This is a genomic window from Dehalobacter sp. CP, from assembly GCF_047652685.1.
In the GTDB taxonomy this organism is placed as follows: Bacteria; Bacillota; Desulfitobacteriia; order Desulfitobacteriales; family Syntrophobotulaceae; genus Dehalobacter.
Genome location: NZ_CP157399.1, coordinates 1,269,323 through 1,281,604, shown reverse-complemented (window position 1 = coordinate 1,281,604; position 12,282 = coordinate 1,269,323). Strand labels below are relative to the sequence as shown.

14 protein-coding genes are annotated in these 12,282 nt (G+C 44.0%); 2 read left to right on the top strand and 12 right to left on the bottom strand.

Features of this window, described 5'->3' with window-relative positions; all coding sequences use genetic code 11:
• Positions 1–11: 11 nt before the first annotated feature.
• The 10 genes from AAH944_RS06540 to AAH944_RS06495 form a co-directional block, all read right to left on the bottom strand.
• Positions 12–326: a dehalogenase gene (locus AAH944_RS06540; RefSeq protein WP_368292510.1), complete on the bottom strand. Its 315-nt coding sequence runs from the start codon at positions 324–326 to the stop codon at positions 12–14.
• Positions 327–633: 307 nt separating this feature from the next.
• Positions 634–1,341, bottom strand: coding sequence for a Crp/Fnr family transcriptional regulator (locus tag AAH944_RS06535; RefSeq protein ID WP_368292512.1), 708 nt, complete (start codon positions 1,339–1,341; stop codon positions 634–636).
• 366 nt (positions 1,342–1,707) lie between these two features.
• The gene (locus AAH944_RS06530) at positions 1,708–3,048 is read right to left on the bottom strand and encodes a reductive dehalogenase (RefSeq protein ID WP_415537471.1); all 1,341 of its coding nucleotides are present in this window, start codon (positions 3,046–3,048) and stop codon (positions 1,708–1,710) included.
• Positions 3,049–3,061: 13 nt separating this feature from the next.
• Positions 3,062–3,376: a hypothetical protein gene (locus AAH944_RS06525; protein WP_019225509.1), complete on the bottom strand. Its 315-nt coding sequence runs from the start codon at positions 3,374–3,376 to the stop codon at positions 3,062–3,064.
• Between the two features lie 242 nt (positions 3,377–3,618).
• On the bottom strand, positions 3,619–4,938 hold the full coding sequence (locus AAH944_RS06520) for a DUF4349 domain-containing protein (protein ID WP_368292515.1): 1,320 nt from the start codon (positions 4,936–4,938) through the stop codon (positions 3,619–3,621).
• A complete protein-coding gene (locus AAH944_RS06515; RefSeq protein WP_368292517.1) occupies positions 4,938–5,447 on the bottom strand; it encodes an RNA polymerase sigma factor in 510 nt (169 codons plus the stop codon). The genes AAH944_RS06520 and AAH944_RS06515 overlap by 1 nt, the downstream gene beginning before the upstream one ends.
• A gap of 65 nt (positions 5,448–5,512) precedes the next feature.
• Positions 5,513–6,064: a chromate transporter gene (locus tag AAH944_RS06510; protein ID WP_368292518.1), complete on the bottom strand. Its 552-nt coding sequence runs from the start codon at positions 6,062–6,064 to the stop codon at positions 5,513–5,515.
• Positions 6,065–6,109: 45 nt separating this feature from the next.
• Entirely contained in the window at positions 6,110–6,649 is a 540-nt protein-coding gene (locus AAH944_RS06505) for a chromate transporter (RefSeq protein ID WP_368292519.1), read from the bottom strand.
• Between the two features lie 78 nt (positions 6,650–6,727).
• Positions 6,728–7,291, bottom strand: a complete 564-nt coding sequence (locus AAH944_RS06500; RefSeq protein ID WP_015042611.1) for a CPBP family intramembrane glutamic endopeptidase — start codon at positions 7,289–7,291, stop codon at positions 6,728–6,730.
• 5 nt (positions 7,292–7,296) lie between these two features.
• On the bottom strand, positions 7,297–8,490 hold the full coding sequence (locus AAH944_RS06495; protein ID WP_415537467.1) for an amidohydrolase: 1,194 nt from the start codon (positions 8,488–8,490) through the stop codon (positions 7,297–7,299).
• A 266-nt stretch (positions 8,491–8,756) separates the two neighbouring features.
• Between AAH944_RS06495 and AAH944_RS06490 the strand changes: the two genes are divergently transcribed.
• Together AAH944_RS06490 and AAH944_RS06485 are read left to right on the top strand one after the other, a co-directional pair.
• Positions 8,757–9,095 (top strand): P-II family nitrogen regulator, encoded by a 339-nt coding sequence (locus tag AAH944_RS06490; RefSeq protein WP_025205581.1) that lies wholly within the window; start codon positions 8,757–8,759, stop codon positions 9,093–9,095.
• Between the two features lie 163 nt (positions 9,096–9,258).
• Positions 9,259–9,465: an alpha/beta-type small acid-soluble spore protein gene (locus AAH944_RS06485; RefSeq protein WP_015042608.1), complete on the top strand. Its 207-nt coding sequence runs from the start codon at positions 9,259–9,261 to the stop codon at positions 9,463–9,465.
• Positions 9,466–9,580: 115 nt separating this feature from the next.
• On the opposite strand, the gene AAH944_RS06480 is transcribed toward AAH944_RS06485, so the two are convergent.
• A complete protein-coding gene (locus AAH944_RS06480) occupies positions 9,581–11,293 on the bottom strand; it encodes a glutamine--tRNA ligase/YqeY domain fusion protein (protein ID WP_415537809.1) in 1,713 nt (570 codons plus the stop codon).
• Between the two features lie 60 nt (positions 11,294–11,353).
• Positions 11,354–12,274, bottom strand: coding sequence for an ADP-ribosylglycohydrolase family protein (locus tag AAH944_RS06475; RefSeq protein ID WP_415537464.1), 921 nt, complete (start codon positions 12,272–12,274; stop codon positions 11,354–11,356).
• Positions 12,275–12,282 lie beyond the last annotated feature (8 nt).

Here is a 12,282-nt window from a genome sequence, read left to right as displayed (position 1 = left end):
CTTTTCACCTCTTAACTCGTCAAATTTGGACTTTTCTGTTTCTTGCCTTGACCTATCAATCCCACTAATCTTGCTAATACGATTCCGATGATGACAGATAACCCAAAGAAGAGAAAGATTCCGGTACTTGTAGCTTTGACATGACCAATCCGAGCATTAAGGACAATGAAAGATAACCCGATACAAGTAATTAGAAACCATATCAAATACAGAGACCAATTAAGCACAGTTTTCTTTTTGTCCGCCTTATTTGCGTAAGGTCTCAAGGCTAAAATACCTGCTAAAAAAAGCATTCCAACAATAAAAATGAGAACTACATTCAACACTTTAACACCCCCTTTCCATACTTTTTCACATCGAGTCTATAAAACAATCTCGAATCACTAGTATTATATCTCTGTAATACATGATTTCTCTTAGTGGCCACTAATTGCTGATTATTTTTCAAATACAGGAACTTTTTTTTAAAATAAATAAAGCTAGGATGTAGCGTCATACAGCGACATCCTAGCTTTCCCATCGATCGTTAAGTTCAAATATAAGTCATGGCAACTCATAATTGATGCTTATGGGAAATAAAAACTGATAGATATCTAAATTACTGATATTTTATATTACCCCTGCCCAACAGAATTAATATGTTAATTCCTCATTTGCAATAAGGTTACATAATTTATTGAGATCGTAAACCTTTATGACTTTTCTATTCTTTTTTATAATGCCTTCTTTACTAAGATAAGTAAATAATTTACAAACGGTCACAGGATGGGTTCCTGTTATTTTGGCAATCGTCTTTTGTGACACATTCTCAACCGCTAACTCATAATAGTCATTCACCCGATTTCCTTTTGTCAGACAGAGGTTATATAGAAAAGAGAATACCCTAGCGGAAGGACGGCTTTGATAGAAGTCCCTTGATTGATACATAAAGTATTGCGTTTTTTGTATAAGATTCAAGATAAAATTTTTTAATAAACGCGTATTCTGCGATAATATTGCAACCATCATGTCCAAAGGAAAAAAACAGACAGTGCAATCTTTTACTGCAGTAATTTGAAATTCATGATCATCATTTTGGTTTAAAGCCACCGCTATGCCGTTCTTAAAAACTTCAAGCAGATACTTCTCCTCACCATTCCGCGATACCATGCTCACGTCAAGTTGTCCTGAAATCAAGAAAATAACATTACTAAAAGGTATGCCGGGCGAAACGATCTTGCTTCCTCTTGCAAATGTATGCAGGCTTCCAAGAGAAGTATACATGTTTAGCTCTTCAATGGGATCAAATGTTGGAATAATAGGCATCTTTATTATACAATCCGGTAGTTTCCCGTTTTCCAAAGTTATCCCCACCTTTAAAAGAAAATATCCTATGGTTACTCTCATTATACCCGTTATGGTGGTTTTCTTGTTGTTTTAAGCCTAGTCTTCTAAAATTTAATAGGTATTAGTCCCTTGAAAGGGATGGGAAAGTTGAGGTACATTACGATGGGTTGAGCGAAGGCTATTTGCTGAAACCAAAAAAGTCATTAGAAAAAAGAAGGATGATTCTTTTCAAATGACGATTAAATCTCTGCAATATTTTTTGATGAAGACCCATTGCAAGTAATAAACATCTGTTTTCGTATATCTTTAAGCGGCAAGATAAAGCCCCGGCCGCTTAAAGATATACCTAATGAGAAAACTGAACCGATTATTGTTTGGCGGCTAATACCTCTCGGGCCATTCCAGCCACCATTTGTATTTTTCGATCTGTTCCGTACCATAGCCGAACATATCATCGATTGTCTTAAGCAATCTGGATGAGTTCTCACCTTTACTGCCGATCCAAGTACCTGCTTCATGGAACCAGGATTGTTCCTTTGAATCCCAAGGGCATACTTTCATACACCTGCCGCAGGAAGAGCCTTCTTTGTTTGTTGACCGGAATATGGTGCATTTTAGAGAGTCAGAGTTCCATCGCAAGTATCCATTGTGCTCGACTGGATCATCATCAAATGTAATAGCGCCGCCTGGACAGTTGTCAGCACATTTTTTACACACCCGACAAAAATCCTGCAAGCCAAAATCAATGGGATTATCGGGAACGAGCGGCAAATCCGTGGTTACAGCTGCACACTTATGGCGGAATCCCAGACGGGGATGAGCTACGCAGTCTCCTGTTCTGGATAGCTCGCCCAATCCCGACGCTATCAGGCAGGGACCCATGACTGCTTCATAGTTGGAAATATGATTTGCCCTGGCATTATAACCCAGGTTACGAATATAACTCGCTAAGATGACAGCAATAACACCGGACGCATGATATGAACGGAAGGATTGACCGGCACTGATACCATCATATCCAGTCGAACCCAACATCGTTTCCAAATGCTGGTCAACCATAAACGTAATGACATAAGGCATCCTCTCTGTGACCGGAATTGACTTAGACAAATCATCCCCATTCTTAAACAAATTATCCTGCGAAGGGGACCTGTAACTATAATAAGCATAAGCGGGCATCTTGCCGATTCCAACTTCGTCAGCCCGTAAAAAATACGCGCAATCCTTAATGTGTTGGGACATTTGTGCAGGATCAGGAATCGGCAGTTTTTCAGGAGCCGGTTTCCCGCCGCACAGTGCGTCTGGACCGATAACACCGACGAATCCCATAAGAGCAGCATTAAGAGGATGTTTACCAACAAAGTGATAGTGGAAGGATTCTTTTTGAGCTTCGGGGGTTAGTTTACCACGAATAGCATAATTGAATCCTGCGTCTGCTGCATGAGTTTTTTTAATAGAACCGACGATCTTTGAAGTTCCGAGCCATTGATCATTATTCTCAACGAACCGGACAGTGGCACCACCATAATCTGCATTGGGATGCAGCTTGGATTTGGCTCCGTTTTGAGAACCTGTCTGGCTTGCCATAGCTTCTGACGGCAAAACTCCGATTGCGCCAACAACCCCTACTGCCAGTGCCGAAGCAGCCCCTGCTTTCAAAAATTTACGTCGATTCATCTGGAATCCTTGTTCCTGCTGTTTTTCTTCTAGAAATTTTGACATTACTTCTCACCTCTTAACTCGTCAAATTAGAACTTTTTTGTTTCTTACCTAGACCTATCAATCCCACTAATCTTGCTAATACGATTCCGATAACGATGGATAGCCCAAAAAAGAGAAAGATTCCGGTACTCGTAGCTTTGACATGACCAATCTGAGCATTAAGCACAATGAAAGATAACCCGATACAAGTAATCAGAAACCAGACCAAATACAGAAACCAATTAAGCACAGTTTTCTTTTTGTCCGCCTTGTTTGCGTAAGGTCTCAGGGCTAAAATACCTGCTAAAAAGAGCATTCCAACAACAAAAATGAGAACTACATTCAACACGTTAACACCCCCTTTCCATACTTTTTCACATCGAGTCTATAAAATAAACTCAAGTCACTCGCATTATATCTCTGTAATACGTAATATCTCTTAGTAGCTACTAATTAGTGATTATTTTTCTAATTCCAGGAATTTCTCTGTTTTTTTATTTAAAATAAATCTATAAAAAATAAGCTAGGATGTAGCGTCGTACAACGACATCCTAGCTTTATCATCGATCTTTTCGTTATAAATATAAGGTTTTATTTTTCATCTTCCTTATTTCGTCTAAAGCTCTTCTCCGAAAGCATCCTGCGTTTTCTAATGATCCGGCAGACCAGCCAGATCAGCAGCAGAACCGCCAATACCGGCAGCGCATAGCCGATGAAGACCAACACATAGTTGAGCGCATTCCAGAGGAAGCTTACAGTCTTGATCAGAGCATTCTTCACGGCAATCAAGGTATTCTTCAGCGATATCGGCTGCCAGGGATTATTGACCGTCAGGTCGTTCCGGGCCTGCTCAATATTGATGGTGACCTGGGAGTATTCCACCCGGTTATCATAGTATTTAAGCTGCCCTTTCAGGCTTTCAATCTCTTGTCGGACAACAGCCAGGGAGTTTTCAATTTTTAGAATGTCTTCGACAGAATTCGCTTTTTGGAGAATTTCCAAATACCGTTTTTCCTGAGCCTCCCAAGATCTTAAACGGGTCTCTGTATCAAAATAAGCCATCGATACATCTTCGGTATTCTGGTGTTCATTGACGACGATGCCGAACTGAGAAATACTGTTTTTAAACGTCTCAAATTGTTCTGAAGGTATTCTTAAAGAAAGAAAAGCCGTCACACTGTCGTCATAATTGGTCCGGGTCGATTCGGCGACGTACCCGCCGAGAGTCTTAGCTTTCTCCTCGAGTGCCTTTGACGCAACTTTGACATCATCTGCCTTCAGGGAAATATTGAGCATATAAATGGTTTTCTGCCGGGAAAAATCATATTCTGCAGATCCATTTGGAACTGAATTCTCCAAACTTTTTTTCTGAGCATCAGATCCAGTAAACGAAGGAGAAACCGAATTAGCGGAGTCAGTTGCTACCCCTCCGGTAGATTCAGTCGCAACACCGGCATCAGGAGGGCTCACTGCAGATCCATTCGCCATATCATCCGTGGCACGATCTGTTGTCGTTTGCAGTGAACTGACCTGTTTCTGCAAACCATCCCCCATCAGGATTCCATTTACGCCAAGACCAACGGCCAGCACTACGACAGCGGCACAGCCGATCAATGCAAATGCTTTTTTATTTCCATATAAAAGTTTGTTTTTTAGCCGTGCTGCGAGCGCAGATAATCTGTTCTTCTTTTGCCGTGTTTGCAAGAAAGGAATGCTGGTATTGGCTTCAGCAGCTACGAAGGTCATGTTTTCCAGCGGCTGATTTTTAACAGAATCCAAAATTTTTCCCCGGGTTTTATCTTTGATCCGCTCCTTAAGACCGTCGTCCTGATAGACATAACCAAAAAATTTCTTAAGACGCATGAGATCACCATCTTCTTCCCACATGGCTTTTATTTTATCTTCAGACATCAGCATTCACCTCCAGCCACTTCCGCCTGATAGGCTGTCCGGAAACTTTTTTTGGCCCGGTAGAGCAGGCTGTCTACCGCCTGTTGCGTGGTACCGAGAATTGTCGCCGTTTCGGATGCGCTGAATCCATCGATCAGCCGTAATTGGATCACAGCTACTTGATGTTCTGTCAACTGAGAAAGGGTATTACTTACAGAAAGGACAGTACCCAGGTCCTCCCCATAATCCCTGCTGTTATTTGCATCCTGGATCTCTTCTGTAATCGGAATCAGATTAACCTGTTTCCTGCCCCGGTAAAAATCCGCGATATAATTCGAAGCAATTTTTAACGCCCAGCACTTCAAAGAGCTTCTTCCCTCAAAGCCGGCCAGTGATCTCCAGACCTTAGCCATGACTTCGGAAGTAACATCTTCAATTTCTGATGAAGGAATCCTCAGACAGACAAACCTGTAAACAGACGGGAATAGTTCCTCATAGATTTCATCAAATGAGACCTCTGTTTGATTCATACCCAGACCCACCCCCTTAAACCGAAACATTGAATTCTACCCGGGCAACAGTATAGACGGAAAGATCAGTGTATTTCTGATTCAAAATTTTTTTTAAAAATGAATATCCCCAGAATCATGGAAATGACAACCAGAAATGCCGGATTTAATCCAGGCCAAATCAGCATAATGGCAAAAGCTGTAATCCCCAGGACCCAGGTCACTTTATCCTTAAAAGCACTCTGACCCATCTGCAGCGCCGACTGAGCCAAAAGCACTACAACGACAGGTCTGACCCCTTTCAGCATAGCCTGCAGTGCAGGTGAGTCAGCATAGTTGATCAGCAGGTGACCCAAGAATATCATAATAAGCGCCGTCGGCAGAACAGCGCCAATGATTGCAGCCAGCGCTCCGCTCCAACCCTTGACTCTATGTCCGATCATTCCTGCCAGTTTCGTCGCGATCGGTGCCGGCAAAGAATTGGATATGGCCACAACGTTTGTAAAATCTTCATTGGTAAGCCATTGATATTTGTGCACCGTTTCCTTCTGGATGATCGGAATCATGGCCGGCCCGCCGCCGAAACTAAAGTTACTGGCTCTGAAAAAAGCAATAAATAAGTCCCAAAGCACTTTCATGTCATACTCCCAAAATCTGAATTTGAAATGTTCAAACCGAGCAAATCAATAGATCAGGTAACCGATGACCATGGAAAGGACAATCAGCAATACCGGATGAATTTTAAAATAATACAGCGCTGCTGCAGACCCGACCGCGATCAATACAGTGGTATAATCCAGAGGCACTTGAATCTGAAAAGCATCAACAGCCATTTCATAAGCTACGATGATCAGCAAAGCAGTCACAACGGGTCTCACACCGCTCAACGCGGCCTTCAAATTACTGGAATTCGCATATTTTTTTAAGATACCGCCTAAGACAATCAATACAAGTACTGTAGGCAGGATCGTTGCCAGCAAGGCGACAATCGCTCCCGGCCAGGAAGCAACCTGATAGCCTAGATAGGCCGCTACTTTGGTTCCAAGCGGCCCGGGAAGCGCATTTGCCATGGCAATAGCATCAGCAAACTGCGCATTGGTCAGCCAGTGATGATTATCAACGGTCTCTGCCTGAATCAACGGAATCATCGCCGGCCCGCCGCCAAAGGACAAGTTGCTCGCCCGAAAAAAAGCGATAAACAAATTCCACAAATCGGTTGCCATTTGTTCTCCTTCTATTCCTGTTCCTATCTTGTCATGATGCTTTAACCCAATTCAATTATAGCAAACGTTTTTGGTCTTTCAAATCAATTCAAAAGTGCCCTTTTTCATCCAATAAGCTGTTGTCATGTTGACGATGAAATGACATAACACGGGAACCCAGAGTGTTAAAGAAACGGCATAGGCAACTCCGAGAAGGATTCCCATCAAGAAGACTTCCACAAGGATAAACACCTGGCGCCAATATCTGTAGTGAATCAGCGTAAAGACAACAGCCGTCAACCATAACCCTAAAATTGGCTGAATCATGCCTCTGAACAGGAATTCCTCACTGAAAGCACCGAGGAAAAATATTGGAAATAGCTCTGTCAGTGAGAATTTGTCCATCAGGATAAGGTTAATCTCATCAAACAGCCTTTCCTTCGGCAGATATTTCAAGAAGAAAAATTGAAACGCAATCAGAACGGCACAGCCGACGGCCAACGTAATCAAGGCTTTACTTAAACTACCGATCGTGAACATTTCTGCCAGCACGATTTCTCTGTCCAATGATTTCAGCATGACCCAGAGGCCCAGGGCAATAACAATCAGGATCACCTGCGATAACAGGATATTCAAACCTAGCATCTTTTTAGATATTTCCATCGCCGTTACATCCTTTCCAGCAGTCCGAGCGCAGAGCATGCCAGAACCCGGGTTCCTATGCTAAGCGCCTCTTCATCAATATTAAAGCACGGATGATGGTGCGGATGGCTGATTCCTTTCTTCTTATTCCCCGCTCCGATGAATATCAGCATGCCGGGTAAGCGATGAAGATAAGCGGAAAAGTCTTCACCCCACATCACCGGATTGGCTTTAACCAATGCTTTTGCTCCGAATTCTTCTTTTAGTATTTCCGTTACTTTGCCGACAACGGAACTGCTGTTAACAACAGGATCATAACCGAGCTCATAATCGAAGGTGTATTTTGCGCCATAAGCAATACAGATTCCTTTAATGATATTTTCCATTTGTTTCGGAACTTCCAAACGGGTGTCCCTGTCAAATGTCCTGACGGTTCCTTTCAGGTCTACCCGCTCCGGTATGATATTAAAGGCCGAGCCCCCTTGAATATTCGTAATAGACAAGACTACGGATTTCAGAGCGCTGGTCTGACGGGATACGATATTTTGCAGAGCGGTAACGATCTGTGCACTGATCAATACCGGGTCGATGGTATCCTCCGGCATCGCGGCATGACCTCCTTTACCCAATATCGATATTGTAAAGTTATCCGGGGCAGCCATTAAAGGGCCCGAGGCTAAGCCGATCTTGCCAGCAGGCAAAGACGTAAAGAGATGAAGAGCAAGAACCGCATCGACCCCGTTCAGGAGACCAAGTTTGACAAGATCTTGGGCTCCGCCGGGATGTTTTTCTTCAGCATGCTGAAAGATGCAGCGGATTTCTCCTTTCATGTCGGATCTTAGTTCCGCAAGAACTTTTGCAGCCCCGACCAGCATGGCCGCATGTCCGTCATGACCGCAGGCATGCATGGTTCCAATATTTTGGGACCGGTAAGGCAGATCGTTTTCTTCCTGGATCGGCAGCGCGTCAATATCACTCCTGAGCGCTACCATTTTTCCCGGCATACTGCCTTTAATGGCAGCCAGAACACTGGTCTCTGTCGGTCTCGACACCTCAATGCCCGGAACTTTATGCAATCTGTCGAAGATCATATCTGCTGTATGATACTCCTGAAAAGATAATTCAGGATAGCGATGAAAGGTCCTCCTCAGATCGACGATTTCTTCGTTCCTTTCGGCAACAAGTCCGCTAATGGCTGTGATTCGTTCGTTTTCCGGCATATCGTCAACTCCTGTATCGGATAAGTATCACCTATTAATTCTCCAAAAATGTGCATAATCCTTGAAACGCCGGACTTTTATTGGCCGATCGGCAATGAATACAAAATTCTTTGGTTAAATTTCTTGCATTATGCCGGCATTCTGCTACGATAGATTCAGATAAATAGTAAACACGGACAACGATGTCCTCGGGATTTAATCCCGGGGACTATTTTTTTTGCAAATACTGTTTATCAAAAATATTATTGATCGAAGAGGTGAATAAAATGAAAAAAATTGAGTGTATTATTCGGCCAGCCAAATTGGAAAATGTGAAAGAAGCCCTCGGAAAATTCGGTATCAAAGGAATGACGGTCACCAACGTCATCGGCTGCGGACTGCAGCAGGGAAAAACAGAAGTATACCGTGGCAATGCCTATACCATCAATCTATTGCCCAAATACAAAATCGAAATTATTGTCCCGGACGAATCCGTGGATAAAGTTATCGAAATCATTACCGAGACTGCCAGAACCGGAGAAATCGGTGACGGAAAGATCTTCGTCTATGATGTGCTGAACGCCGTGCGGATCAGAACAGGAGAATCGGGAGAAAAAGCCGTCTAAATTTTTTTTAAAAAATTTCATATTAATGGTTACAATGAGCTTTTTCCAGATATGTTACTTCCTAAAATATAAGCAAACAATTACCGGGTTTAAGAAAATCAAATTCACAAATAATAAGAACGACTCCCAAACAAAAAACTTATATTTTTAGGAGGAAAATGACATGGCTGGTGAAAGAAATTCAAACACTCCTGCCGTCCAGGGCGTAGGAAAAGGATTGGATCAACTGAAATACGAGATCGCTAATGAAATGAACGCTACGCTGGGTGCAGACCGCACTTCCCGTGAAAACGGAACTGTCGGCGGTAATATGACCAAACGCATGATACAATTTGCTGAGCAGCAGTTGAAAAACGGACAGAGAATCTAACTTCTCTTTGATCACTTTTAGAAGCAACGTACAAGAAGCATTCCTTAATCGGAATGCTTCTTTACTTTCATAAAACAAAAAAATTCTCACCATGTTTCTAAGATTATTTTCAAGATTATTTATTCATCTTTGCCCAACTGTCCCGCAGTCCGACGATCTGGTTAAAGACCGGATGATCACTGGCATGGTCTTTTAAGTCGGCGCAGAAATAACCCTGTCTCAAGAATTGATATTTGCTGCCGGGATCAGCTTCTTTCAAACCCGGTTCAACTTTGCACCTTGTTAGAATCTGCCGGGAGTCCGGATTGATTCTGGCAAGGAAGTCGTCGCTCTCTGCTGAATCATCCTCCGTATACTGGTCATCCCTGATCAGATAATCATACAAGCGTATCTCGGCATCTTCGGCATGGGCCGCCGAAACCCAGTGAAGCGTCCCTTTCACTTTTCTCGAGCTTGCCGATCCGCCGCTTTTGGTGTCCGGATCATACGTACAATGGATTTCTATAATCTGGCCATCTTCATCTTTCAGGACTCTTTCACATTGAATAATATAGGCATGTTTTAGCCGGACTTCATTACCGGGGGAAAGACGGAAGAATTTTTTGGGTGGCTCCTCCATAAAGTCCTCGCGTTCAATATAAATCGTTCGCGAAAACGGGATCAATCTGACTCCTGCCTCCGGATCCTCCGGACTGTTCTCTGCTTCCAGGAATTCATCCTGGTCTTCCGGATAATTGATCAGGACGACCTTGATCGGATCCAAAACAGCCATGACCCTCTTTGCTTTGGAATTCAGATCTTCACGCAGGCAATGTTCCAGCAAAGCGACATCGACAATGCTGTTGGCTTTAGCTACTCCGATACGGTCGCAGAAATCTCTGATCGCTTCCGGCGTATAGCCTCTGCGCCTTAAACCGGAGATCGTCGGCATCCGAGGATCATCCCATCCCTGAACATAGCCGCCTTCAACCAGCTGACGAAGCTTTCTTTTGCTCATGACTGTATTCGTCAGATCCAGACGTGCAAACTCATATTGCCGGGGCCTGTCCCCTTCAATCAGCTGTTCTGTCAGCCAGTCATAGAGCGGCCGGTGGTCTTCAAACTCCATCGTGCAGATCGAATGGGTAATATGTTCAAGCGCATCCGATAAAGGATGCGCAAAGTCATACATCGGGTAAATGCACCAGGTGTCTCCGGTCCGATGATGCGACGCATGCATGATGCGGTAAATCACTGGATCGCGCATATTTAAATTCGGAGAACTCATATCAATTTTTGCTCTGAGCACTTTCGCGCCGTTCGGGAATTCTCCGGCTCTCATTCTTTGGAACAGGTCAAGATTTTCTTCGACACAACGGGTACGGTAAGGGCTGTCCGTTCCAGGCTGGGTCAGCGTCCCACGGTATTCCCGTATTTCCTCTGCCGACAAATCACAGACAAAAGCCTTGCCTTTTTCAATCAGCTCTACGGCAAACGCGTACAGCTTTTCAAAGTAATCGGAAGTATAGTACATCCTGTCCTGCCAGGAAAACCCCAGCCATTGGACATCTTCCTGAATCGACTCGACAAACTCAGTTTCCTCTTTGCTCGGGTTGGTGTCGTCAAACCTAAGATTGCAGCATCCGTTAAATTCCAGCGCGGTGCCAAAATTCAAACAGATGGATTTGGCGTGTCCGATATGAAGATAGCCGTTAGGTTCAGGCGGAAAACGTGTATGTACCCTGCCGTTGTTTTTATTCAGCTTTAAATCTTCCCGGATAATATTTTGAATGAAATTGGATGATGAATAAGATGTATTTGATGTATTTGATGTATTTGATGTATTAATAGCAGTAACCCCCTACGAAAACACTTATATTATCTTAGTATAGTAGATTTCTAAAAAATTTCAAATACCTATTTTCGGGTCCCTATCAATAGCAAGCAGCCTGTCCGTCAGCGCTAAGAGTTCATCTCTTCGCGAGAGCTTCTCCAGCCACCTGGAAGGCAGGTTCTCTATGCCATAGCAGGCACCGGCTATCCCGCCGGTTACTGCGCCGATCGTATCCGCGTCTCCTCCGAGGTTTACGGCCATTACCAGCGCTTCTTCCAGAGAATTGGTCTGAAAGGCACAGTTTAAGGCCGTTTCCAATGTATGGACAACATAACCGCTTGTTTTCATTTGATCCGTACTTAAGTTCATTTTCAGGGCAAACGGAGCATCCGCCTGAGCCCTTTCCAGCACGATGCGGAGATCTTCTCCTAAAAGCAATTCCCTGACAATTTTACAGTAAAAAACCACACAAGCTCCTGCCAGTGGATCATAATGGGTCAGCGCCGATAATCTTGCCGCCAGATCCGTCATTTTCGGCAGGTTATTGTGATAGGCAATGACCACCGGGACCGTTCTCATCAGCGAACCATTGCCGCCGCTTCTCCCGCCGCTGAGTCGATGGGCATTCTCAGCGATTTGCAGCCATTCCTGTTCGTTATCCGCTTCTGTCCGGATTCCTTCCTGCAGAACCATCCGGCAGATATTTCCGATACATTTGGGCTCTTGCCGGGACCATTCCCGAAAATGACGGGCGACGTGCTTTACCGGGTCTGCAGGGGCTTCAAGAATCCCGTTGGCTGCCGCAAGGGTCATTTCTGTATCATCGGTAATTTCTCCGGGCGCCAGTTTCCAGAATCCCCCTCCGGTCATATCCCGGTGTCGGCCATAGGTATGAACAATTTCTTCGCGGCTCATAAATTCAAGGGTTGCCCCAAGCGCATCCCCGGCTGCCACCCCGAGCATTGCTCCCCTTGCTCTGGAAATCAGATCTGCCATTTTGTTTT

What these genes read in the sequence shown, in the direction of transcription:
- AAH944_RS06500 (WP_015042611.1), bottom strand. Translation starts at nt 7,291, where the DNA reads ATGGAAATATCTAAAAAGATGCTAGGTTTGAATATCCTGTTATCGCAG.
- AAH944_RS06490 (WP_025205581.1), top strand. Translation starts at nt 8,757, where the DNA reads ATGAAAAAAATTGAGTGTATTATTCGGCCAGCCAAATTGGAAAATGTG.
- AAH944_RS06515 (WP_368292517.1), bottom strand. Translation starts at nt 5,447, where the DNA reads ATGAATCAAACAGAGGTCTCATTTGATGAAATCTATGAGGAACTATTC.
- AAH944_RS06510 (WP_368292518.1), bottom strand. Translation starts at nt 6,064, where the DNA reads ATGAAAGTGCTTTGGGACTTATTTATTGCTTTTTTCAGAGCCAGTAAC.
- AAH944_RS06495 (WP_415537467.1), bottom strand. Translation starts at nt 8,490, where the DNA reads ATGCCGGAAAACGAACGAATCACAGCCATTAGCGGACTTGTTGCCGAA.
- AAH944_RS06505 (WP_368292519.1), bottom strand. Translation starts at nt 6,649, where the DNA reads ATGGCAACCGATTTGTGGAATTTGTTTATCGCTTTTTTTCGGGCGAGC.
- AAH944_RS06520 (WP_368292515.1), bottom strand. Translation starts at nt 4,938, where the DNA reads ATGTCTGAAGATAAAATAAAAGCCATGTGGGAAGAAGATGGTGATCTC.
- AAH944_RS06475 (WP_415537464.1), bottom strand. Translation starts at nt 12,274, where the DNA reads ATGGCAGATCTGATTTCCAGAGCAAGGGGAGCAATGCTCGGGGTGGCA.
- AAH944_RS06485 (WP_015042608.1), top strand. Translation starts at nt 9,259, where the DNA reads ATGGCTGGTGAAAGAAATTCAAACACTCCTGCCGTCCAGGGCGTAGGA.
- AAH944_RS06530 (WP_415537471.1), bottom strand. Translation starts at nt 3,048, where the DNA reads ATGTCAAAATTTCTAGAAGAAAAACAGCAGGAACAAGGATTCCAGATG.